We start from the raw sequence: 22,548 nt of genomic DNA, 5'->3' as shown, positions 1-22,548 counted from the left end.
AAGGGGCGACCACGATGGAGTGGACGGGTGCGCGCTACGCCGACCTGCCGACGGCCGAGGTCTCGACCTGGATCGACGCCGCGCCCGAGGACGTCTGGCCGGTCGTCTCGGACATCACGCTGATGCCGTCGCTGAGCGCGGAACTGCAGTCCGTCGAGTGGTGCGAGGTGGGCCGCACGTTCCTCGGCCGCAGCAAGCACGAGGCGTTCGGTGAGTGGGAGACCACCTCGTACGTCGTGGAATGCGAAGCGCCGCGGGTGTTCGCGTGGGCCGTGCAGGATCCCGAGGAACCCAGTGCCGTCTGGAAGTTCACCCTCGAACCCGACCACGGCGGCACGCGCCTGAGCCAGTGGATGCGGATGGGCCCCGGCCGGTCCGGGCTGTCGTTCGCCATCGACCGGATGCCGGAGAAGGAACAGAAGATCGTCTTCGTCCGCATGCGGGAGTTCGAGACGGCGATGCAGGGCAATCTCGCCGCGATCAAGGCCAGGGTCGAGAAGCGATGAAGACCGCGACCACCGTCGAGTTCTCGAAGGACACGCGCACGACGGTGGATTTCGTGCTCGAGGCGGAAAAGCTCGGCCTCGACGTCTGCTGGGTGGCCGAGGCCTGGGGCTCGGACGCGCCGTCCGCGCTCGGCTACCTCGCCGCCCGCACCGAACGGATCCGGCTCGGCTCCGGCATCATCCAGCTCGGCACGCGCACGCCGGTCGCGATCGCGCAGGCCGCGCTCACCCTCGCCGACCTGTCCGGCGGCCGGTTCGCGCTCGGCCTCGGGCCGTCGGGGCCGCAGGTCGTCGAAGGGCTGCACGGCATCCCGTTCGCGAAGCCGCTGACGCGGATGCGCGAGACCGTCGAGATCATCCGCCAGGCGTTCGCGGGGGAGAAGATCGCCTACTCGGGCCGGGCGTTCGAGATCCCGCTGCCGGGCGAAGCACGCCCGATGCGGCTGTCCACCGCACCGAACCCCGGCATCCCGATCTATCTCGCCACGCTGTCGCCGAAGCTCCTGGAGCTCACCGGCGAGGTCGCGGACGGCTGGCTGGGCACCAGCTTCGTCCCCGAAGGCGCCGACGCGTACTTCGCCCACCTCGATGCGGGCCTGGAGAAGGCGGGCCGCAAGCGTGAAGACATCGACGTCTGCCAGGGCGCGGAAGTCGCCTTCGCGGACAACGAAGACGAGCTGCGCGCCCTGGTCGGCAGCCGCAAGAAAGAACTGGCCTTCAGCCTCGGAGGGATGGGCTCGGCCACCACGAACTTCTACAACAACGCCTACAGCCGCCAAGGCTGGGCGGACGTCGCCGCCGAGGTCCGCGAGCGCTGGCAGGGCGGGGACCGCGACGGCGCCGCCGCGCTCGTCACCGACGAAATGGTGCTCGGCACGACCCTGATCGGCACCGAAGAAATGGTGCGCGAACGCCTGCGCGTCTGGCGTGACGCCGGCATCGACACCGTCCGGCTCTACCCGGCCGGCGAAACCCTGGAAGCGCGTCTCACGACGCTCGGTCGTGCATTGGAGCTGATATGACCGGCGAGTGGCAGCGCACCGCGTGCAGCCTCTGCTACCTCAACTGCGGGCTGGAGGTGCAGCTCGACGGCCGGAAGATCACCCGCGTCCGCGGCGACAAGGCGCACCCTCGCTCGGCCGGGTACCTGTGCCAGAAGGCCCAGCGCCTGACCTGGTACGGCGACCACGAAGACCGCCTGACGACCCCGCTGCGCCGTCGCCCGGACGGCACGCACGAGCCGATCGACTGGGACACCGCCCTCACCGAGATCGCGGCCAAGCTGCGCGAAATCCGGGACGCCGACACCGCGGCCGGGCGGCCCGGCTCGTTCGCCTACGTCGGTGGCGGTGGGCAGGGCAACCACTCCGGCGGCGCGTACGGCACTTCGCTGCTGAAGTGGATGAACTCGACGCGGCACTTCAACGCGTTGTCGCAGGAGAAAACCGGCGACTTCTGGGTCAACGGGCAGCTGTTCGGCTCGGCGACCGTGCACACCGCCGAGGACGTCGAGCACTGTGACCTGCTGGTGGTGCTCGGCTGCAACCCCTGGCAGGCGCACGGGTTCAGCAACGCCCGGCACGCGCTCAACACGCTCAAGAACGACCCGGACCGCCGGATGATCGTCATCGACCCCCGGCGCACCGAGACCGCGGAGCTCGCCGACCTGCACCTGCCGCTGCGCCCGGGCACCGACGCCTACCTGCTGGGCGCGATCCTGGCGCTGCTGCTCGAACGCGGTGGCGCCGACGAGGAGTTCCTCGCCGCCCGGACCGAAGGCTTCGGCGAGGTGGCCGCGGTGCTGGCGAAAGTGCCGGTGGACGAATGGATCGCGCACGCCGAAGTGTCCCGTGTGGACGTCGAGCGGGCGGTCGAGCTCATCCTCGCCGCGCGCGCCATGACCGTCCGCGTCGAGCTGGGCATCCAGCAGGGACGGCACTCGACGCTCAACAGCTACCTCGAGAAGCTGCTGTACCTGCTCACCGGGCACTTCGGCCGCCGCGGCACGAACAACCTGCACTCGTGGCTGCTGCCGCTGTGGGGCGCGACGACCGGGCAGCGTTCGGAGATCACCGGGTTCGAGTACATCGGCGGCCTGCTCCCGGCGAACACCCTCGCCGAGGAGATCCTCGGCGACCACCCGAACCGCGTCCGCGCGCTCTGGGTGGAGTCGTCGAACCCGGCGAACACCTTCGCCGGGACGCGGGACGTCGAACGCGCGGTGCGGGCGGCCGAGCTGTCCGTGGTCGTCGACGTCGCCTACACCGAGACGGCCGCGCTGGCCGACTACGTGCTGCCGGCGGCGTCCCAGCACGAGAAGTGGGAGTTCACGCTCTTCACCTTCGAGTGGCCGACGAACTACTTCCAGCTGCGGCCGCCGTTGCTGGATCCGCTGCCGGGCACGCTCGTCGAAGCCGAGATCTACGCGCGGCTGTTCGACGCCCTCGGCGTGCTGCCGCCGTCCGACGTCCTCGCTTCGCTGGCCGCCGGGCCGCGTTCGGAGCTGCAGGCGGCCCTCGGCGCCCTGGTCCAGGCGATGCCGGAACGCGCGGCGATCCTGCCGGTGCTGCTGTACCGCACGCTGGGCGCGTCGCTGCCCGGCGGCGCGGCGTCGATCGCGCCGCTGTGGGCGGGGTGCCACCGCGCGGCGAAGACGATGACCGTGCCGGTGCAGCGCGCCCTGGGCAGCTCGGCGACCGGCCCGCAGCTGGGAGAGGAACTCTTCGAACGGGTCCTGGCCGGCCCGACGCCGTTCTCGGTGCACGAACAGGACGAAGTCTGGAGCCTGCTGCGCCGCGAGCGCGTCCGGCTGGCCGTGCCGGAACTGCTGGACTGGCTGGCCGCGCTGGACCCGGCCGCCGAACGGCCCGACCCGGCGTACCCGTTTTCGCTGCTCAACGGGCAGCGGCGGGCGCACAACGCGAACCAGATCCTGCGCGACCCGCGCTGGCGCCGCACCGACCCGGACGGCGCCCTGCGTGCGCGTCCCGAAGAACTGGCGTCGATCGGCGCGGCCCCGGGCGATTGGGTGGCCGTCGTGACGGCGTCGGGGCGGGTGGTCGTGCGCGCCGAGGCCGACCCCGGGCTGCGGCCGGGCCAGCTCGCGCTGCCGCACGGCTACGGCATGGCCCACCCGGACGCCCACGGCCGCCGGGTGGTCAGCGGCCCGCGGATCAACCTGCTGACCGACCCGCTGGACCGCGACCCGATCGCCGGCACCCCGCACCACAAGGACGTTCCGGCGCGGCTGGAACCGGCGACCGAGCGGGAACGCGCGGCGGCGGAGGCGGACAGCGCCCGGGTGCGGGAAACGGTCGCAAGTGGACGGACGGGACGGCTCGCCGGTTTATAGTGGGCGCATGCGCAAGATCGTCGCGAACCTGTTCCTTTCGCTGGACGGCGTGGTCGAAGCGCCGGACAAGTGGTCGTTGCGGTACTGGAGCGACGAGATAGGCCAGGCGGTCGGCAGCGGGATGGCCGCCGCCGACGCGATGCTGCTCGGGCGCGTCACCTACGAAGGGTTCGCCGAGGCGTGGCCGGGCCGGACCGTCGAGGACGACGAAGGCGCCGAGTTCATGAACAACGTCCGCAAGTACGTGCTTTCGTCGACTTTGTCGGAAGTCACCTGGAACAATTCGACGTTGCTGACGGGTGATCCGGCCGAAGCGGTCCGCGCGTTGAAGGCCGCGCCGGGCGGCGACATCATGACCAGCGGGAGCCCGACGGCGGTGCGGTGGCTGCTGGCCGAGGGCCTGGTCGACGAGCTGAACCTGGTGCTGTACCCGGTCGTCGTGGGCCGCGGAAAGCGGTTGTTCCCCGAAGCCGGGCCGTCGTTCCCGCTGGAGCTGCAGAAGTCGGCGACGTTCGGCAACGGCGTCGTCCAGCTGACCTACGCGCCGGCGTGAGCGTCCGCTAGTTCACCTGCCTCGGCTGCCCCTGCCAGAACGGCTCCCGCAGCTTGAACTTCTGGATCTTCCCCGTCGCCGTCCGCGGCAGTTCGTCCAGGAACTCGATCCGCTTCGGGCACTTGTACCCCGCCAGGTGACCGCGGCAGTGCCGGATCAGCTCCTCCGCCGTCACGTCCCCCTCCACCACGACCAGCGCGGTCACCAGCTCGCCCCACTTCTCGTCCGGGATGCCGATCACCGCGGCCTCGCGGATCGCCGGGTGCGAGTTCAGCGCGTCCTCGACCTCGATCGACGACACGTTCTCACCGCCCGAAATGATCACGTCCTTCTTGCGGTCCGCGATCGTCAGGTAACCCTCCGAGAACGTCCCGCCGTCGCCGGTGTGGAACCAGCCGCCTTCCTGCACCCGTGCCGTCTCCGCCGGGTTCTCCCAGTAGCCGTCCAGGTTGTGGTTCGACTGCGCGAGCACCTCGCCGTCGCTGTCGACGGCGATCCGGACGCCCAGCGCCGGCGTGCCTGCGCGGCCCAGCAGCCGGGCCTGCTCGTGCGGGTCGAGGTCCGCCCACTCGCTGCGCATCCGGTTCACCGTCAGCAGCGGTGCGGTCTCGGTGAGCCCGTAGATCTGGATGAATTCCCAGCCCAGCTCGGCCCGGACCCGCTCGATCGTGCGCGTCGGCGGGGGCGCGCCGGCCACGACGATCCGGACGCGGCCGCGGCCCGGGATCTCGCCGTCCCAGGTTGCCGCGCCGTCCAGCGCCGCCGTCACGACCGCGGGCGCCGCGCACAGGATCGTCACGCCGTGCTCGTCGATCCGCCGCAGGATCTCCGTCCCGTCGACCTTCCGCAGCACGATGTGCCGCCCGCCCAGGCCGGTCACCGCGTACGGCATGCCCCAGCCGTTGCAGTGGAACATCGGCAGGGTGTGCAGCAGGACGTCGTTGTCGCTCAACGTCGTGTGCAGCCCGAACACCGCCGCGTTCAGCCAGATGTTGCGGTGGGTGAGCTGCACGCCCTTCGGCCGGGCGGTCGTCCCGGACGTGTAGTTGATCGTCGCCGTGGCCGACTCGTCGCCGTCCCACGGCCGGGGTGTGCCGTCGCCGCCCCAGATGGCCTCGTCGTCGCGGCCGAGGACGAAGACGTGCTTCGCCGTCACCGTGTCCAGCAGGTGCTCCAGCTCGGGGTCGACGATCAGCACCTCCGCACCGGAGTGCTCCACTATGTACTTGACCTCGGCCGCGGCGAGCCGGAAGTTCACCGGCACCAGGATCCGGCCCCAGGCCGACACGCCGAAGAACGACACGAGCAGCCGCGCGGCGTTGTGCGACACCATCGCGACGCGCCCGCCGGCCGGCACGCCCAGCGCGTCGAGGTTGGCGGCCTGCGCGCGGGCCCGGCGCGCCACCTCGCGGTAGGTGAGCGAACCCCAGCTCGGCGCGGGCTGGTCCGGCTCGTCGACCACCGCGACGCGGTCCGGGTACACCGTTTCCGCGCGGTCGAGGAAGTCCCGCACACCCAGATCGAAGAACATCCCCCGATGATGACTCTTCCCAGGTGCTCGCACCAGTCCGATGTGGTTCGCTGGACCGCGATGGACTTCGACACGGTGGCCGGCGAGCTCTACGGGGGCGACCTCGCGGAGTTCGTCAGCGCGCGCAACAAGGCGGCGAAGGCCGCGAAGGCCGAAGGGGACCCGGAGCTCGCGAAGCGGATCCAGCAGCTGCGGAAGCCGACCACGGCCGCGGCGATCGTCAACGGCCTGTCCCGGGACGACCCGGACGAGCTGCGGGAACTGGCCGCGCTCGGCGACGAGCTGCGTGACGCGCACACGCGCCTGGCCGGCGACGAGCTGCGCGCCCTGACCCGCCGCCGCGGCGAGCTGGTGCGGCGGATCCTGCACGGGCTGCCGCCGATGAGCGACCCGGTGTCCCGCGAGGTCGAGGCGACCCTGGAAGCCGTCGCGGCCGACCCGGACACCGCCGCGCTCGCGCTGGCCGGCCGGCTGACCTCGGTGGCGCACCAGGACACCGACCAGTGGTTCAGCCTCGCCGCGAGCGTCCCGCCCGCCACCGGGAAGCGTCCGAAGAAGCTGGTGGACAAGGCCGAACCGGCCGAGCCGAAGCGGGACCACCGGCGCGAGGAAGCGGAGCGGGCGAAGGCCCGTGCCGAACGTGACCGCCTGCGCAAGGAAGCCGCCGAACGGGCGAAAGAGCGGGCGACGGCCGAGCGTGACCTCGTCCGCACCGAGCGCGCGGCCGAGCAGGCCACCGCCCGCGTCGAAGAGCTGCGTGAGCGGCTGGCCGAAGCCGAGGAACGCGCCGAGCGCGCGACGGCGGAGCTGGAGACGGCGAAGGCGGCCTTCGACGAGGCCGACGCCGCCGCCCGGAAAGCCGCCGACGCCGCCGGCTGAGCTATCCGGTTGAGGGATGGCCCGCCTCCGGCCCGGGTTGGTAACGTGCAAGGGCGCCCCGGATGGGCCGACACACGGAGGTAGTGGCTAACCAGCCCCCTTGAGATCGACACGGTCCGCCTTTCCCGGGCGGAGCTGTGCCTTCGTGTCGGCTCTCGGCCTCCGGTGACTCCGTCATCGGAAAGGAACACCCAGCTTGATCACGCTCACCACCACCGGCGCCCGCACGGGCCGGAAGCACCGGGTTCCGTTGGGCGCCTTGGACATCGACGGCCGGCTGGTCGTCGTCGCGTCCGCGATGGGCGCGCCGAAGCACCCCGCCTGGTACCACAACATCCGGCAGAATCCCCTGGTCACGGTGGAAACCGGGACCGAGACGTTCGACGCGATGGCCGCCCTCCCGCCGGACCGCGACGAGCTGTTCGCCAAGGTCGTCGCGCAGGAGCCGGGGTTCGCGGCCTACCAGGCGCGAACGACCCGGATCCTGCCCGTCGTCGAGCTGCACCGGTTCGACCCGGCGCGCCGCATGGGCGAGTGGGTCGTCGAGGTGCACGACTGGCTGCGTGCCGAGCTGAAGGAGATGCGCGCCGAGCTGGACTGCGGCACCCCGCGGCGGCTGAGCACGCGGTGCGCCGGGTTCTGCACCGCCCTGACCAAGCACCACACCGGGGAAGGTGCGAACCTGTTTCCCCTGCTGGCCGAGCGGTTCCCCGCTCTGGCGCCGACGCTGGCGAAGCTCGACGAGGAACACGTCGTCGTGGCCAAGCTGCAGGAGGACATCCAGCGGCTGGTGGACGAGGAGACCGACCCCGTCAAGCTGCGCGCCGAGTTCGACCGGCTCCGGTCCGAACTGGACAGTCACTTCGACTACGAGGAACGCACGCTCGTCGCCGCGCTCAACGCCCTGCTGCCCGCGCCGGGCTGATCAGCACAGGATTCCGGCCAGCCGCCGCTGGTTCTCCAGCTCCACCTCGGGGGACGGGCCGAGCACCTGGACGGCCACGTGGTCGGCCCCGGCGTCCACATGGGACCGGAGGCCCTTGGCGACGGTTTCGGCGGTGCCGTGCAGGACGAGGTCGTCGATCAGGCGGTCGCTGCCGCCGCCGGCGACGTCGGCCTCGGTGTATCCGTGGCGCAGCAGGTTGTTCACGTAGTTGCTCAGCTCCAGGTAGGGGGTCCGGACGTACGGGCGGCCGATGGCGCGCGCGGCCGCCGGGTCCTCGTCCAGGACGACTTTCTGTTCCGGCGCCAGCAGCTTGCCCGCGCCCAGGATCGTCCGTGCGTGCCGCGTGTGCCCGGCCGGCACGAGGTACGGGTGCGCGCCCGCGGTGCGCTCGGCGGCCAGCTTCAGCACGCGGTCGCCGAGCGCGGCGAGGACCCGGGCCTCGGCCGGGACGCCGGCCGCGTCGAGCCGGTCGAGGTAATCGACGATCTTGGCGTACGGGCTGCGGTATTCGGTGACGGCCTCGGGGTGCCCGACGCCGATGCCGAGCAGCAAGCGCTTTCCGTACCGGCCCGCGAGCCGGTGGTAGGACTCCGCGAGGGTTTCCGGCTCGTCGACCCACACGTTGACGATCGCCGTCGCCACGGTGATCCGCTCGGTCGAGGCGAGGACGTCCTCGACGAGCGCGAGGTCGCCGACGGAGTTGCGGCCGGTGCCGAGCCAGACCGCGCCGTAGCCGAGCGCGTCCGCCGCGACCGCCTGCTCCTTGCGGGTTGTGTCGTCGCGGTGCGGGGCCAGGAACAGGCCGAACTGGTTCACTACATTTGTCATAGAGCTCAATGTAGCAAATGTAGCGACGGCTGTCAGGCGGCCAGCCGGTGCAGCCACTCCCGCAGCATCTGGCGCTCGGTGGTGGTCAGGGCGTCGGTGTCGTGCTCGAGGGCAGTCGACAAAGCGACAGCGAGGGCGCCGACGGACGACCCTTCCGCGGGCCGGTCGGCGAGCAGCCCGGCCAGCACGGATTCCCTGACCTGCGTGGACATCGCGAGGTCGCGCCGGTCTTCCGGCTGGGCGATCAGGCTGAGCGTGACACCGCTGTTGGCCGCCGCGAACTGGCGCGCGGCCTCCGCCGCGTCGACGCGCAGGCGGCCGTCACGCGCCAGCGGCGTGAACAGCTCAAGCAGCATCGCTTCGGCGCTCGAGGTGAGGTTGCAGGGCACGCCAGGCTCGATCTGGCCGTAGAGCAGCACGTAGAACGCCGGGTGTTCCAAGCCGTATTCGACGTGCCGGTCCCAGCCCGCCCGGATCCGGTCGACCGGATCGCCGTCCGGCGACGGCACCTGGACGTACTGGGTGAAGCCGTAGTTGACGACCGCGTCGAGCAGGCCCTGCTTGCTGCCGAAATGGTGGTAGAGCGTGGGGGCCTGGACGCCGGCGCGCTCGCAGATCGCCCGCGTCGACACCGGGCCGTCGCCGGCCTCGTGCAGGAGCTGACCGGCGGCCAGCAGCAGGCGGTCGCGGGTACTGGTGGCGTTGCTCGATCGTCCGGCCATGTAGCAATTGTAACGCCCGGTTATAGCGCCCGGCGCAGCCGCAGCTGGATGCGCCGGAGCCCGGCGAAGGCGGCCAGCACCTGCGGGTCCGTCGTGGCCGCGGCCGGGCGCACCGACCGGTAGCCGTCCACGAGCGCCTCCCGCAGCTCGTCGCGCTGGGGCAAGTGCGCGAGCGCGGCGGAGGCGACGGCGAGGTCGTAGGCGTAGTGCCCGTAACCGCAGTCGTCGAAGTCGATCACCCGCACCCGGCCGCGGTCGAACAGGTAGTTGTCCTGCCGCAGGTCGCCGTGCACCAGGCCGAAGACGTCGGCGCCGTACCCCAGCTCGGCCCGCACCGCGCGGACCCGCGCCACCGCCTCACGGACCGTTTCGTCCCCGCCGGCCGCGGCGACGGCCCGCTCGACGACCGCCGCGGAGAAGCCGTCCACCTGCGTGCGCCCGAACTCGGTCAGGTCGTCGACGCGGCCGCGGTCGAGGCCGTTCATCCGCGCGCCGTGCAGGTGCAGCCGCGCGGTGAACGCGCCGACCGCGTACAGCTGCGGCGCGCCGAGCCGCTCGTCGGCGAACCGGCCGTCGACCCACTGGTACAGCACGCAGGTGCGGGGCTCGGGCACCGCCGGGTCGGCGACCACAGTGGCCAGCTCCCGCGCACGCGTCGGCACCGGCCGCGGGACGACGAGGTCGGTTTCGCGGCCCAGCGTGGCGAGCCAGGCCATCTCGGCACGTACCTGCGCGACGCCCGGGCCGTCCGGCCGCTGCACCCGCAGCACGTACCGGTGCCCGTCCGAGCCGTCGATGCGGAAGGACGTGTTGAGCCCGTGCGCCAACGGGGTCAGGCGCGCCACCGGCACGGCGTAGGCCGTCAACGCCGCTTCGGCGAGGCGGCGCAGGCGTCGCGTGCGGCCGGCGCGGTCCAGTTCGGCGAACGGCCGGGTGTTCGCCTGGAAGTCGGCCATCGCCCAGGTGCTCAGCTGATCGACCGTTCCGGCTCGCGGGCGTGCGAGACGAGCTCGATCGCCGGCGTCGAGTGCTGTCCGCCGCCGGGCCGCTCCACCCCGCGCAGTCCCTCGACCAGCCGCTCGACCGCGACGAAGTCGACGAACGACTCGTCGATCACCACCAGGTCGAGGTCCTCGAGGGCGTCCATGAACCGGATCGCCTCGCGGCGCGGCAGGTACCCGCCGTCGGGGTTGTCCGGGTTGCGCAGCACCGCGACCCGGGAGCCGCGGCGCTTGATGAAGTCGACGTACTCGTCGATGTGGGGCTCGAAGAGCCGCAGCACGCTCGCCAGCTGCGCGGTGATCGCCGCGGCGTCGCTCGGGAAAAGGCCGCTGGTGGTCATGCCGTGCCGCACGCGTGGTCTCCGTCCGCCGCTTACCGGCCCCTTGCCTTCCCGTGGGGGACACGTACGAATCGGGCGGCCGGTTCAATGCCCGACAACGCGTAGCCGCCGGTGCCCGCCAATGCGATGGCGGCGAGCGCGGACAACGCCGTGAGCGGCAGCGGCGCGGCGAGCGGGTCGATTCCGGTGAAGGACTCGAGGCCGATGACGGCGGTGAGCACGGCGTCGGCGGCGACCGCGGTGGTGACGACACGCATCCGGTGCGCCTCGGGCGAGCGGGTGAAGCGCAGGAGCCAGGCCAGTGCGGGCAGCACGAGGATCGCGTGCATGGCCACCGCGTGCAGGGGTTTCAGCGAGCCGGCGGTCGTGTAGGCCAGTTCCGGATCGCCGCCGCGGGCCGCGACGACACCGCGGCCGATCATCACCGCGCCGGTGGCCAGCGCGACCAGCAGCACGACCAGGCCGGCGCGGATGGCCAGGCGCAGGCTCGGCGCGTCCGGGCCGGGCTCCACGAGCGCGGCCGCCGTGAAGCCGATGACGGTCACGATGATCACCCCGCCACCCGCGGCGAGCGTCATCGAAACGGCTGTGTCGAACGGCGTTTCGAAGTCGAAGTGCGACGGCACCCCGCGCCACGCCTGCATGCTGACCAGCACGACTTCGGCGACGCTCGCCGCCGTGAACGCGCCGAGGAGTGCGCTGCGGATTCGCGGGCGGACGGTGAGGAACGACGTCGCCCAGGCGACCGAGGCGAGCGTCAGCCCGAAGGAGAGGCCGAACGTGACGGCCTTGCGCAGCGACAGCGGGCCGAGCCACGAGCCCCCGGTCGCGATGAGCACGAGCGCGTGCGCGAGGCCGCCGGCGAACAGGACCGCGCCGACGGCGTAGGCGACGCGCTCGGCTCTCCGTCCGTCGTGCCAAATCCGGATCAAAGGGTTCATATCCGCCAGTTTCGCCCGTTGCAGCGGTCGCCGCGTCGGCCCGGCGGCGACACCGCGACGTACGACGAGAGGCGTACGGCAATCGGTGAGTATGTCGAGAAAGCAGTCGTAAAGGAACGGGAATTTTCTTGACGAAATTTTGGCGGCACGCGTGTTCGGAGCCACTCGCCAGGCGGATGCGTTCCGGTCGGCGGCGTTCTACCCTGCAATCATGTACATCGCACTCTTGACCTACACGGCGCCCGAAACAGAAGTCGACTACGCACTTCCGGACCATTCGGACTGGTTGCGCAAACAATTCACGAAGGGACTTTTCCTGGTTTCCGGAAAGGGCAACGGCGCGGCCGACCAGGTGATACTGACGCGGTCGGTGCTGCGCGGCAAGCTCGACGCCGTGCTCGCCAGCGACCCGTTCGTCGTCCGGCGGCTCGCCCGCTACGAAGTCATCGAGTTCACCGCCACCCGTACTGCGCAGGAGCTGCTGGCGATCAACGAGGCCATCGCCTCCTGACCAGTCCCGGAAGTCACGGCCGTCACTGTCGGGTGGCCCGGCGACGATGCCCCGCCACCTGACGGCGAAGAAAGCTCGCCCGCTGCGTCTCGCTTATGATCGCGAAGACGTCCAGCAGGGAGAGTGCGATGAAAACCCCCGACCTCGTCTTCCGGGGCCGCCGGTTGAGCAGTGACCGCGCGCTGGTGCTGGCCGCCGTCGAGGCGCTCCCCGCGGCCCGGGACGCCACCCGCGCCGCCGTCGCCGACGGCGCCGACCTCGTGAGTTTCGCCGGGCCCGGCGCCGAATCCCTGGTCGCGTGGGCGCGTGAGACGTTTCCCGGCCTTGTCGTGGGGGCCGAAACCGCGGACCCTGCGGTGGCCGTTGCCTGCTGCGAAGCGGGCGCCGACCTGCTCGTGGCCCGCGCGGACCTGTCGGAGGTCGCGGCCCGGTTCGGCACCGGTTACGCCGCGGCGTCGGTGCCGTCCGGTTTGCCTGCTTCGGGTGTCGTCGTGGACATCGGGGAGTTCCGCACGCCGCTGCCGGACCGGCCCGTGCTGGCCGGCGTGCCGCGCGATGGGACACCGGCGGGCCTGGCGCTGGCGGCGCTGGCGGCGTCGGCGGGGGTGGCGATCCTGCGCACGAGGCACGTGCGCGAGGTGCGCCAGGTGGCCGAGATGGCGGCGAGCATCGCGGGCACCCGCCCGCCGGCGAAGGCGGTCCGGTGGGAGTGATCCGGCAGGTCTGGCCGTCGCCGCGCGACCTTTCCGGCGACGATCTCGAGCAGCTGTACCGCTACCCGGCGCACCCCCGCTGGCTGGCGGTGAACTTCGTGTCGAGCGCGGACGGCGCGATCACGGTGGAGGGCCGGTCGGGAGGCCTGTCGACGCCGGCGGACCGGATCGTCTACCGCCTCGGCAACGACCTCGCCGACGTGGTCCTCGTGGGCGCGGGAACGGCCATGGCGGAGGGCTTCGAGGGCATGCGCCCCGACGCCGCCACGGCGGACCGCCGCCGCCGGTTCGGGCTGGCCCCGATCGCGCCGGTGGCGGTGGTGACGACGGGCCGTTCCCTGCCACCGGCCGCCCCGGTGATCACCAGGGCGGCGGTCCCGACCATCGTGTTCACCTGCGAGGCGGCGCCTCCGGCGTTGCGCGAGGCGTGGGCGTCGAACGGCGCCCGGGTGTTCGTCGTGGGCGCGGCGGAGGTGCCGGCCGGGGAAGTGGTGTCGACGCTGGTGTCGGAGGGCCTGGGCCGCATCGACTGCGAGGGCGGGCCGAGGTTGTTCGGTTCGCTGATCGAGGCGGGCGTGGTCGACGAGTTCCGGTTGACGGTGGCGCCGTTCCTGGTGGCGGGAAGGGCCGACCGCGCCGCGGTGGGGCCGGCGATCGACCCGGCGGAGCTGCGGCTGGCTTCGGTGCTCACGGACGGCGCGAGCGTCTTGCTGCGGTACCTGGCTGGCGGCACCGAGGACGACCGCGGCGCATAGGGCTGGTGTGGGCCGCGCGAACTCGGCCCGGCTGCCGGCGCACCCGGCGACGGCTGCCGTGCCCCGGTTTTGTCGGTCCCTTCCGGTAGTGTGGAAATCGGGGGCTCCCTCGCGCGATCCCTCTTGTGCCACAAGGGAAACTCGGTTCTCCGCGCCCGCCACAGTTCACCCGGTCCAGCGATGATGTTCGAACCTTTGTTCGGGTACCGTCGAAGACATGACCGCCACCCGAAGACCCGTGCAGCGCCCGGAACCGGTGCTGCATCAAGGAAACCCCCTACCGATCGAGCAGCCGCCGGAAGTGGTCCGGCAAGGGCAGTTCCCGCGCCTCCGCCCGCGTCAGCCACGCGAAGTCGTCGTGCTCCTCAGGGTTGAGCACGACCTCGCCGGCGCCGTCTTCTTCCACCGTGTAAACGAAAGCGTGGATCCGCAGGGCCCGGCCCGCGACGTCCGGCCACGCGTCGCGAGCCAGCTCGCCCGTGACGCGGACCGCCAGCCCGGTCTCCTCCGCCGCCTCGCGCACCGCGGTGGCTTCGTGCGGCTCGCCCGGCTCGGCCGTCCCGCCGGGCAGTTCCCAGCGGCCGGCGAGGAACACCCCGGGGCTCCGGCGGAGGAACAGCACCCGGTCGCCGCGGGCGATCCAGCAGTAGGCCAGGTGCTTGTGCGCGAGCTCCGTCATGCGCGCGATTCTCGCTCAGTTGGTCTTGGACGTCGGCAGGTGGGCGCCGAGGTACCCGACGTACACCGTGCCGGTCCGGTCGGTGTCGTCGAGGAAGTGCAGCCGCGGCGCCGGCGACTTGAACCGCTCCAGAGCGATGTGGGCGCCGAAGTAGTCGCGGCCCGCCGGGTTCGTCCGGGGGTCGACGCGGAACGTGCGGGCTTGGCGGAGCCGCTCGTTCGTCGTCACGGTGTCCGACTCGGCCAGGGCGATGATGTTGGCGCTGATGAGCGAACCCGGCTGGCCGGTGCGGGCGAACGCGAGCACGTCCGAGAGCTCGGGGCCGGGGTCCTGGCCCGCCTCCAGCAGCGACGTCCGGGCGCCCGCGTAGGCGTCGAGGGTGCGGAGCGCGTCCCACGCCTTGCGGCGCCAGGCGGCGGCTTTCGGGTGGTGGTCGAGGATCGCGGCCGGCGCCGGTTCGGCCGTGATGGCGAGGTGCTTGAGCGACGCCGACGCGGCGCCGATCAGCTCGCCGAAACTGGGGAACTCCTCCGGCGGCCGCTCGGCGGCGGCGACCTCGTCGTCGGCGTCGTGGTGGCGGGCGAGCCGGCCGGCCAGCAGGCCGTTGACGCGCCGGAGCTCGTCGCGCTCGGCCTCGGTCTCTTCGAAGGCGCGGGCGTAGTCGTCCACTTCCGCCTGCAGTTGCGCGAGCTGCTTCCGCAGGCAAGCGACGTCGGTCGCGCACACGTCTTCGAGGCGGCGGCGGAGCTTCTTCGCCTCACCGGCGTGCCGGTCCCGTTCCTCGGCGTGCGCCTTGGCCTTCTTCCGCAGGATCGTGATCACGCCGCGCGCCTCGGCCAGTTCCCGTTCGGCACGGCCGAGTTTCCCGACCAGTTCGGCGTCGGGCTCGCGCTCCGGCGACGCGAAGGGATCCGTGGCGTACCAGTCCCGCACGCTCGGCACCTCGGCCCACTCCTCGGGCAGCGGCGTCCGGCCGCGGGCCTGGATGAGCCGCGTGATCGCGTCCTCGAGTGCCTCACCGGAGACCGGGCTGGCGGCTTCGACGAAATCCGGGATCTGGTCGCACGGGGGCACGTAGAGCCGCGCGCCCTGCGGCAGGGCGCAGCCCAGCGGAAGGTGCCGGTTGAGGGTGTGGCGGAAGCGGTCGTCGACGTCGAAGACGTTGACCAGCCCCGGCCAGCCTTCCACCGGCACGGTCGGCGGCTCGGTGAGCACCAGCACGGCCGACGAGCGCCACGGGGCCACCAGCGCCTCGCCCAGCAGGTCGGCCAGGTGGTCGCATTCCTTGCGCGACCACCCGCGCATCGCCAGCACCGGCGTTTCGATGGGGATTTCGTCGCTGCCGCTGGCCCCCAGCTCTTCCAGCCCGATCCGCTGCGCGGGCGCAACGTGGCAGCTGCGCCACGGCCGCGTACAAGCCGCGGCCAGCAACCACGTCACCCGGTCCTCGCCGGCCCGGTAGCACAGCGAAAGCAATACCTGAACGGAGTAGCGCCCTTCGCCGCCCTCGTACGCGAACTTCAGGTCACACCGGCGCGAACCCCCATCCCCGGACGACCCGAGATCGGCCACGGTGTAGTCGTCGTGCTGCCGCTGACGGCTGATCAGCCTGCTGCGCAAGGCGTCCAGGGGGCGTTTCCCCTCGGTGGGGACCAGTCCGTGGTGCCAGATCCGGTGCACCCCCACAGGACTCAACTCCGTTCGCCGGAAACAGGACCTCGACCGAACATAGCGGATCCTGTGACCGTCCGAACGCGGGGCGTCACCCTGTCCCCATCCAGAGGCAGAAGAAGTACCCGACCGCACCAAGACAGCCGCGGCCGTCAACCTGCCGCCAGGAGCCGCCGCCCACTGCGCCCGCCGCCGCAGCAGCCTCCAAACCGTCGATGTCGAGGTGCACCTGCGTCTGCTGGGCGTCGGCAGGCGCGGCCGTCCCCCTGCGGCCGGAAAGTCGGCGGCGACCGCGCCCGCCCCTGTCGCAGCCTGGGGTCCGTCGATGTCGAGGTGCAGCTGCGCCTGCTGGGGGCTCGGCGGACGCGGACGTCATCTTGCGGCTGGAAGCCGGCGCCCACTGCGCCGGCCGCGGTCGCCGCCGCCGGCGTCGAGGTGCAGCGGCGTCTGCTGGGCTCCGGTGGTCGTGGGTGTCAGCCGGTTCGTTTCCAGAGGCAGAACGGGTGTCCGGCCGGGTCGAAGCAGACGCGGACGTCGTCCTCCGGCTGGAAGTCGGCGACCACTGCGCCCGCCGCCGTCGCCGCCTCGGTCGCGGCCTGGAGATCGTCGACCTCGATGTCGAGATGCAGCTGCATCTGCTGGGCACCGTCGACCGGCGGCCATACCGGCGGAACGTGCCCGGTCTCCAGCTGGAACGACAGCCCCGCGCTGCCATCGTCCGGGCGCAGCGTCACCCACTCCGGTTCATCGGTGCGGATCGGCCAGCCAAGCAGCTTCGAGTAGAACTCGGCGAGCGCGCGCGGTTCCGGCGCGCCGAGGACGGTGGAGGTCAGCTTCATGATCGGACTGGTACCCGCGAGGCGGGTTCTCTACCGCGGTCCGGAGGTGCCGTCGCCGCAGTAGCCAACCGGCGGCCCCGACAACGCGATCGCCAGACCCGCCGAAGTGGGGTGGCCGGCATCGGACTCAGGTCCCCCAAACGGGGAACATCCCACCCGGCCGCACGTCACGAACCACCGGCAAGCTTGCACTACCAGGCGGCACGGGGCACCGGGCCGCCGCACGCAATGCCTGATCGCGTCATGCCGGGGCGCTCAGCAGCCCGGCTCCAGTACCTGGCCGCTGGGAGTGCGGGATACCGCGCGGCCCGCCGGTGATGCCTGGCCCGGCGCAGAACACCGGCCGCCCGACCGCAATGCCTGGCAGCGCAGCCCAGAACCCCGGCCACCGAACCCGCGGAATACCTCACCACCCGGGCGGTTGGATCCTGGCGCAGGCGTTGAGATCACTGAGGGAGCCGCCATGTCGTCCGAACACATCCACGGAACCGTCGCCGACGGCTACGAAGCCGTCCGCACGGAGTTCGCCGCCGTCGCCGCCGACGAAGGGGGCGACTACGCCGCCCAGCTCGTCGCGCACGTCGACGGTGAACGCGTTGTCGACCTCTGGACCGGCCCCGAAATCACCGGTGACTCCCTGACCGGCGTGTTCTCCTCGACCAAGGGCGCCGCACACCTGGTCGTCGCGCTGCTCGTCCAAGACGGTCTGCTGGACCTCGACGAGCGGGTGGCGCACTACTGGCCGGAGTTCGGCGCCGCGGGCAAGGACCGGATCACGCTCCGGGAGCTGCTCGCGCACCGCGCCGGCGTCGTCGGTGCGGATGGAGGTTTCACGGCCGAAGAGATCGCGGATGACCGGATCATCGCCGAGCGGCTCGCTCCGCAGCGGCCGTACTGGCGGCCCGGCACCGCGTTCGGCTACCACGCGCTGGTGATCGGCGCGCTGACCGGAGAGGTCGTCCGGCGCGTCACCGGCCGCAGCATCCAGGAGCACTACGAAGAACGCGTCCGGAAGCCGTTCGGCCTGGACTTCCACCTGGGGCTGCCCGAGGAACTGGAGCCGCGGTTCCTGACCACGCAGCCGATGCTGCCGACGCCGGAGCAGCTGGCGGAGCTCGAAGCGAACGCGACCGGGCCGGACAGCATCACCGGCATCGCCTTCAATCGGAACCACCCGAAAGGCCCGGAACTCTGGGAACTGCCGAACATCAAGCTGGTCCGGCAGCTGAGCCCGGCTTCCGTGGGCGGTGTCGCGTCGGCGCGGGGGCTCGCCGGCATGTACGCGGCCGCGATCAGCGGCCCCGAACCGCTCCTGCGGCCGGAAACCGCTGCGGAATTCGCACAGATTCACTCCATCGGCGACGACCTGTCCACCCGGAACCACAACGCGTTCGGCCTCGGCTTCGCGATCGTGTCGGACGACTACCCCGTGCTGGGCCAGGGCGCGTTCGGCCACAGCGGCGCGGCCGGCTCGCAGGCGTTCGCCGACCCGCGCAGCGGGCTCGCCTACGGCTACAACCGCCGCCGGTTCGCCTTCCCGGGCGGCGCCGCTCCGGAGAACGCCCGGCTGGTCCGCGCGGTGCACGCGGCCGCGACGGCCTAGCCGCCGCCGGAGTCCACTCGGCGGCAGCCCGAGGACCATCCACAGTGGACGGCGCGGTCACGGTCCGTGGCCGGAGCAACACGTCCCTGCGGGTGGCCCCGCCGGGGGCGCGGTGCACGTCCGGAGTGGACGTCGTTACAGACTTCACCCGTTAGGACGTTCCCGTCCCGACATCCCGCCTGCTCACGGGGCCTGGTCTGACTTTCCGTAGCGAAAACTCTCCCGATCATTGCTCCGATGTGAAACTATTGGGCCGTTCGCGGGGAGAGGGCCTCGCGATGGGGGACTCACCGTCACGGCAGCGTCCCCATGCAGATCCCCAGGGGAGAGGAGATCGACCATGTCGACGCCCACGGATGTCAAGCCCGGCGAAGCTCCGGAGCCGGTCGAGGAGCCGGCCGAGCCGACCCAGCAGCCGCTCGTGCAGTGGACGGACGCGGACGGCAAGGTCCACGTCGACCACCCGGTCCACACCGAGTGCGCGAACGGCTGCTACCAGGGTGTCACGCCCTGAGCCAGGCCTCGTCGAGGCAAGCCCGCCTGCTGATCTACCGGTAGGCGGGCTTCTTTTTGCCGAAGCCTGTGCTGTCATAGGTGAGTGCCCGTGATTGACCTGGACCCCTCCGAGGTGATCGAGAGGGTTCGATCCCTGCAGAAGGACGCCGCCGATGCTTCGTGCGTCGCGCGGTACCACCTGAGCCTCCGGCTGCTGCGCCGCGGGATGAGCCTGCTGGATTCCGTGCACCCCGTGCCGGCGGAGCACCGCACCGACTGGCTGGTGACGCGCATCCGGCTGGCCAGCACCATGACGGCGGTCTCCTCGGAGATCTCCAACGACCTGGCCGCCGGGCTGGCGGGCCTGGACGACGTCCGGCTGCTGATCAACGCCGTGGAGGACCCCGTCCTGCGGGCCGAGCTCAACGGCTCGCTCAACCACAACTACGCGATGCGGCTGATGGGGGTCGGGCGCAACGACGAGAGCCTCGCTTCGTTCGACCAGGCGGTCGAGCACCACGAGTACCGCCTGGCCCACGGCACCGATCCCGAGTCGCGGATGAGCGCCTTCACGTTGACGCTGGCGTCGCGCGCCTGGGTGCACATCCGGCTGGGCAACGTGCGCGAAGCCCAGGCGGACCTGACCCGCTCCCTCGAACTCGCCGAGAAGTACGAGCTGCGCGGCAACGCGGCCAGCACCCGGCGGACGCTGGGCACGCTCGCCCTGCGGATGGGGGACGTCCCCGAAGCCCTGCGCCTCTACGACGAGTGCGAGCGCAGCTACCGCGCGCTCGACATGGAGATCCCGTCGAGCCTGCGGCTCGCGCAGGCCGAGGCCCTGCTCGCGGCCGGCCTCGCGGACGAGGCCGGGGCCCACCTGGACGAGATCCTGCCGGTCATGGTCGAGGAGCAGAGCGTCAGCCGCGAACTGGCGCTGGCGGAGCTCTACCGCGCCTCGGCCGCCCTGATGGGCGACGACGTCGAGCTCGCCAGGGAAATGGCCTACTCGGCGCGACGCCGGATGCTCAAGGTCGGGTGCCTGACCTGCACGGCCAACGCCACCCTGATGGGCCTGAAGGCCGACGCGCGCGACGCACTGGAGACCGGTGACGTGCCCGCGAGCCTGCCGACGCGGGCGCTGCGCCAGGCCGAGAAGATGCCGGCCCCGCAGCTCACCGACCAGGCCGCGACCGCCCGCATGCTCGCCGTCCGGCTGGACATCCGCCGCGGGAACCTCAAGCGGGCCGTCGAGACCCTCCAGCTGGTGCCGCGGCCCGGGCAGCTCACCCCCATCGACTACCGGATGCTGCGGCGGCTCTGCCGCGCCGAACTCGCCGTCGCCCAGGGGGACCGGGCCAAGGCGCTCACCGAGATCCGGTCGGGGCTCACCGAACTGGACGCCGTCCGGGACCGGATGGGCGGGCTGGACCTGGTCTCCGGGACCGCGCTGCACGGGCAGGAGCTCGCCGACCTCGCCGTCAAGCTCGTGCTCGAACGCAACGACGCCCGCCGCCTGTTCGTCTGGCTCGAACGGACGCGGGCCCAGACCTACCGCTACGAACCGCTCTCGGCCGGCACCGATCCCGAGCTCGCCGCGCGCGTCGCCGAGGTGCGCGGGCTCGGGCAGGCCATCCAGGAGGCCCAGCACGACGGGCACCCCATCGCCGGCCTGCGGGCGAAGTACAACGAACGGCTGCGGGAGGCCCAGCGGCTCGGCTGGCACACCGGGCGGTGGGGGCGGCCGCGTCCCGTCGCGGGGCTCGCCGAGGTCGCCGGGCGGCTCGGGGACCGGGCCATGGTCAGCTTCGCCGCTTCCGGGGACGAGCTCGTCGCCGTCGTCGTCGCCGGGGGTGAGTGCCGGCTCGTGCGGCTCGGGTCCGCCGGGGCCGCCGCGGAGTCCGCGCGCGTGCTGAACGTCGACCTCGACGCCCTCGCGCCCGACAACCTGCCCGAGCGGCTCGCCGAGGTCGTCATGGCTTCGGCGCACAAGCAGGCCGACAAGCTCGACGCGCAGCTCGTCCAGCCCCTGGCCGGCCTCATCGGCGACCGCGAGCTGGTCATCGTCCCGACCGGCCCGCTCTACGCCGTGCCGTGGGGCGTGCTGCCGGGCCTGCGGGGGCGGCCGACCGTCGTCGCGCCGTCGGCGACCGCGTGGCTCGCCGCCGAGCTGACCCGGTCGTCACGCGCCCGCAAGATCCTACTGGTTCGCGGGCCGGGGCTGGCCGGTGCCCGTGGTGAGCTCGAAAAGCTGACCACGCACTACCGCACCGCGACGACGATGACCGGCGCGAAGGCCACCGTGAAGTCCGTCCTGCGCGCGATGGACGGCGCGAAGCTCGCGCACTTCGCCGCGCACGGCGCGCACGAACCGGAGAACGCGTTGTTCTCCCGGCTCGAGCTGGCCGACGGCGCTCTGTTCGGCCACGAGATGGCCGGGCTGCGGCAGCCGCCGCGGCAGGTGGTGTTCGCCGCGTGCGAGCTGGCGATGAACCGGATCCGGCCCGGCGACGAAGCCCTCGGCTTCGCCAGCGCGCTGCTGGCCAGCGGCTCCCGGACGGTGATCGCGCCGCTGTCCCGCGTCGGCGACCTCGCTTCGGCGGCCGCGATGGACGACTACTACCGCGCGCTGGCCGTCCGGGACAGCCCGGCGCTGGCGCTGGCCGACGCCATCGCCGTCGACCCGTTCCGCCGCCCGTTCGTCTGCCTCGGCGCCGGCTAGGACTCCCGCGCCGGCGGCGACCAGACCAGCCGCGGGTCGGTCTGGACGAAGCTGCCGAGCAGGTGGTCGATCCGGGTCAGCACGTCGAGGTCGAGCCGGACGCCGGCGGCCTTGGCGTTCTCCGTGACCTGTTCGGGCGTGCTCGCGCCGGCCACCGCCGAGGCGACCGTCTCGTGCTGCAACGTCCACGCCAGCGCGAGCTGCGCCATCGTCAGGCCGGCGTCGTCCGCGACGCCGCGCAGCAGCTCCACCCGTTCCAGCAGGTCCGGCAGGAGCACCGGCCGGGCGTGCGGGTGCGTGGCGGCCCGCGAACCCGCCGGGATCCGCCCGCCGCGGTACTTGCCGGTCAGCACGCCCTGGGCGAGCGGCACCGACGCGAACTGCCCCACGCCGATCCGCGTGCCCACCGGCATCACCTGGGCCTCGGGCACCCGCCACAGCATCGAGTAGTGCGGCTGGTTGGCGATCAGCGGCACGTCGTACCGCTGCGCCGCCTCGTGCGCCTGGAGCAGCTGCTCGGCCGTCCACTCCGACGTCCCGGCGTACCGGATCTTCCCCTGGCGCACCAGGTCCGAGAGCGCGAGGAACGTCTCCGCGACCGGCGTCCGGTAATCGAATCGCAGCAACTGGTAGACGTCGACGTGGTCGGTGCGCAGGCGGCGCAGCGAGCCTTCGAGGGACGCGATCACGTGCTTGCGGCTCAGCCCCGCGTCGTTCGGGCCCGGGCCCTCCGGCCAGAACACACCCGTGCACAGCACCAGATCGTCGCGGCGCAGCCCGGCGAACGCCGCACCGAACGCGGCTTCCGCGGCGCCGCCGTCCCAGGCCGCCGCGGTGTGGAACGTCGTGATGCCGGCGTCGAGCGCGGCGGCGACGCAGCCGGGCGCGTCGTGCGTCAGCCAGTTGCCGTGGGCGATCTCGCTGACGGCGAGCCCGCTCGCCCCGACCCTGCGGTACTCCACT

General features: G+C 72.1%; 22 protein-coding genes and 1 pseudogene. 13 read left to right on the top strand and 10 right to left on the bottom strand.

Translation table 11 applies throughout. The features are described 5' to 3' along the window. Nucleotides 1-14 precede the first annotated feature (14 nt). The 4 genes from AB0J55_RS28110 to AB0J55_RS28095 are packed head-to-tail and all read left to right on the top strand — an operon-like array spanning nt 15 to nt 4,411. Nucleotides 15-506, top strand: coding sequence for an SRPBCC family protein (locus AB0J55_RS28110; protein WP_364254645.1), 492 nt, complete (start codon nt 15-17; stop codon nt 504-506). Further along, a complete protein-coding gene (locus tag AB0J55_RS28105; RefSeq protein WP_364254642.1) occupies nt 503-1,528 on the top strand; it encodes an LLM class flavin-dependent oxidoreductase in 1,026 nt (341 codons plus the stop codon). The genes AB0J55_RS28110 and AB0J55_RS28105 overlap by 4 nt, the downstream gene beginning before the upstream one ends. Then, on the top strand, nt 1,525-3,858 hold the full coding sequence (locus tag AB0J55_RS28100; RefSeq protein WP_364254639.1) for a molybdopterin-dependent oxidoreductase: 2,334 nt from the start codon (nt 1,525-1,527) through the stop codon (nt 3,856-3,858). The genes AB0J55_RS28105 and AB0J55_RS28100 overlap by 4 nt, the downstream gene beginning before the upstream one ends. A 7-nt stretch (nt 3,859-3,865) precedes the next feature. Beyond that, entirely contained in the window at nt 3,866-4,411 is a 546-nt protein-coding gene (locus tag AB0J55_RS28095; protein ID WP_364254636.1) for a dihydrofolate reductase family protein, read from the top strand. A 7-nt stretch (nt 4,412-4,418) separates the two neighbouring features. Here AB0J55_RS28095 and AB0J55_RS28090 read toward each other — a convergent pair whose 3' ends face one another. Continuing rightward, nucleotides 4,419-5,942: an AMP-binding protein gene (locus tag AB0J55_RS28090; RefSeq protein ID WP_364254633.1), complete on the bottom strand. Its 1,524-nt coding sequence runs from the start codon at nt 5,940-5,942 to the stop codon at nt 4,419-4,421. A 60-nt stretch (nt 5,943-6,002) separates the two neighbouring features. Here AB0J55_RS28090 and AB0J55_RS28085 point away from each other — a divergent pair, with 60 nt between their 5' ends. From AB0J55_RS28085 to AB0J55_RS28075, 3 genes and pseudogenes are all read left to right on the top strand, one after another. Continuing rightward, nucleotides 6,003-6,821 (top strand): hypothetical protein, encoded by an 819-nt coding sequence (locus AB0J55_RS28085; RefSeq protein ID WP_364254630.1) that lies wholly within the window; start codon nt 6,003-6,005, stop codon nt 6,819-6,821. 193 nt (nt 6,822-7,014) lie between these two features. Further along, nucleotides 7,015-7,311: pseudogene (locus AB0J55_RS28080) on the top strand (nitroreductase/quinone reductase family protein); the annotation flags it as partial. 36 nt (nt 7,312-7,347) lie between these two features. Further along, nucleotides 7,348-7,746: a hemerythrin domain-containing protein gene (locus tag AB0J55_RS28075; protein ID WP_364254806.1), complete on the top strand. Its 399-nt coding sequence runs from the start codon at nt 7,348-7,350 to the stop codon at nt 7,744-7,746. Here AB0J55_RS28075 and AB0J55_RS28070 read toward each other — a convergent pair whose 3' ends face one another. Genes AB0J55_RS28070 through AB0J55_RS28050 form a run of 5 tightly spaced genes read right to left on the bottom strand, consistent with a single transcriptional unit; the run spans nt 7,747 to nt 11,600 of the window. Continuing rightward, nucleotides 7,747-8,595 (bottom strand): LLM class F420-dependent oxidoreductase, encoded by an 849-nt coding sequence (locus tag AB0J55_RS28070; protein WP_364254627.1) that lies wholly within the window; start codon nt 8,593-8,595, stop codon nt 7,747-7,749. A 32-nt stretch (nt 8,596-8,627) separates the two neighbouring features. Beyond that, nucleotides 8,628-9,317 carry a TetR/AcrR family transcriptional regulator gene (locus AB0J55_RS28065; protein WP_364254624.1) on the bottom strand — a complete coding sequence of 230 codons (690 nt, stop codon included), beginning with the start codon at nt 9,315-9,317 and terminating at the stop codon, nt 8,628-8,630. Between the two features lie 20 nt (nt 9,318-9,337). Then, the gene (locus AB0J55_RS28060; protein WP_364254621.1) at nt 9,338-10,273 is read right to left on the bottom strand and encodes a phosphotransferase; all 936 of its coding nucleotides are present in this window, start codon (nt 10,271-10,273) and stop codon (nt 9,338-9,340) included. 11 nt (nt 10,274-10,284) lie between these two features. After that, nucleotides 10,285-10,671 (bottom strand): hypothetical protein, encoded by a 387-nt coding sequence (locus AB0J55_RS28055; protein WP_364254618.1) that lies wholly within the window; start codon nt 10,669-10,671, stop codon nt 10,285-10,287. A gap of 20 nt (nt 10,672-10,691) precedes the next feature. Beyond that, nucleotides 10,692-11,600, bottom strand: coding sequence for a hypothetical protein (locus AB0J55_RS28050; RefSeq protein ID WP_364254615.1), 909 nt, complete (start codon nt 11,598-11,600; stop codon nt 10,692-10,694). A gap of 211 nt (nt 11,601-11,811) precedes the next feature. Here AB0J55_RS28050 and AB0J55_RS28045 point away from each other — a divergent pair, with 211 nt between their 5' ends. The 3 genes from AB0J55_RS28045 to AB0J55_RS28035 all read left to right on the top strand — a co-directional run bounded on the left by AB0J55_RS28045 (nt 11,812) and on the right by AB0J55_RS28035 (nt 13,579). Further along, nucleotides 11,812-12,111 carry a hypothetical protein gene (locus AB0J55_RS28045; RefSeq protein WP_354815840.1) on the top strand — a complete coding sequence of 100 codons (300 nt, stop codon included), beginning with the start codon at nt 11,812-11,814 and terminating at the stop codon, nt 12,109-12,111. Nucleotides 12,112-12,239: 128 nt separating this feature from the next. Further along, the gene (locus tag AB0J55_RS28040; RefSeq protein WP_364254612.1) at nt 12,240-12,824 is read left to right on the top strand and encodes a dihydropteroate synthase; all 585 of its coding nucleotides are present in this window, start codon (nt 12,240-12,242) and stop codon (nt 12,822-12,824) included. After that, on the top strand, nt 12,821-13,579 hold the full coding sequence (locus AB0J55_RS28035; protein WP_364254803.1) for a dihydrofolate reductase family protein: 759 nt from the start codon (nt 12,821-12,823) through the stop codon (nt 13,577-13,579). The genes AB0J55_RS28040 and AB0J55_RS28035 overlap by 4 nt, the downstream gene beginning before the upstream one ends. A 277-nt stretch (nt 13,580-13,856) precedes the next feature. On the opposite strand, the gene AB0J55_RS28030 is transcribed toward AB0J55_RS28035, so the two are convergent. The 3 genes from AB0J55_RS28030 to AB0J55_RS28020 all read right to left on the bottom strand — a co-directional run bounded on the left by AB0J55_RS28030 (nt 13,857) and on the right by AB0J55_RS28020 (nt 16,768). Continuing rightward, on the bottom strand, nt 13,857-14,258 hold the full coding sequence (locus tag AB0J55_RS28030; RefSeq protein ID WP_364254609.1) for an NUDIX hydrolase: 402 nt from the start codon (nt 14,256-14,258) through the stop codon (nt 13,857-13,859). Between the two features lie 15 nt (nt 14,259-14,273). Then, nucleotides 14,274-15,944 (bottom strand): hypothetical protein, encoded by a 1,671-nt coding sequence (locus AB0J55_RS28025; protein WP_364254606.1) that lies wholly within the window; start codon nt 15,942-15,944, stop codon nt 14,274-14,276. Nucleotides 15,945-16,402: 458 nt separating this feature from the next. After that, nucleotides 16,403-16,768, bottom strand: coding sequence for a VOC family protein (locus tag AB0J55_RS28020; RefSeq protein WP_364254603.1), 366 nt, complete (start codon nt 16,766-16,768; stop codon nt 16,403-16,405). Nucleotides 16,769-17,231: 463 nt separating this feature from the next. Here AB0J55_RS28020 and AB0J55_RS28015 point away from each other — a divergent pair, with 463 nt between their 5' ends. The 3 genes from AB0J55_RS28015 (at nt 17,232) to AB0J55_RS28005 (ending at nt 21,585) form a co-directional block, all read left to right on the top strand. Then, the gene (locus AB0J55_RS28015) at nt 17,232-18,371 is read left to right on the top strand and encodes a serine hydrolase domain-containing protein (protein WP_364254600.1); all 1,140 of its coding nucleotides are present in this window, start codon (nt 17,232-17,234) and stop codon (nt 18,369-18,371) included. Between the two features lie 340 nt (nt 18,372-18,711). Then, a complete protein-coding gene (locus AB0J55_RS28010) occupies nt 18,712-18,885 on the top strand; it encodes a hypothetical protein (protein WP_364254597.1) in 174 nt (57 codons plus the stop codon). A 90-nt stretch (nt 18,886-18,975) separates the two neighbouring features. Then, nucleotides 18,976-21,585: a CHAT domain-containing tetratricopeptide repeat protein gene (locus tag AB0J55_RS28005; RefSeq protein ID WP_364254594.1), complete on the top strand. Its 2,610-nt coding sequence runs from the start codon at nt 18,976-18,978 to the stop codon at nt 21,583-21,585. Here the strand turns inward: AB0J55_RS28005 and AB0J55_RS28000 are convergent. After that, nucleotides 21,582-22,547: an aldo/keto reductase gene (locus AB0J55_RS28000; protein ID WP_364254591.1), complete on the bottom strand. Its 966-nt coding sequence runs from the start codon at nt 22,545-22,547 to the stop codon at nt 21,582-21,584. The two genes, AB0J55_RS28005 and AB0J55_RS28000, sit on opposite strands and share 4 nt — an antisense overlap. Between the last annotated feature and the right edge of the window lies 1 nt (nt 22,548).

This window comes from Amycolatopsis sp. NPDC049688 (assembly GCF_040674975.1).
GTDB lineage: Bacteria > Actinomycetota > Actinomycetes > Mycobacteriales > Pseudonocardiaceae > Amycolatopsis.
The sequence above is the reverse complement of the archived record's forward strand: the minus strand, read 5'-3'. Positions and strand labels throughout refer to the sequence as shown.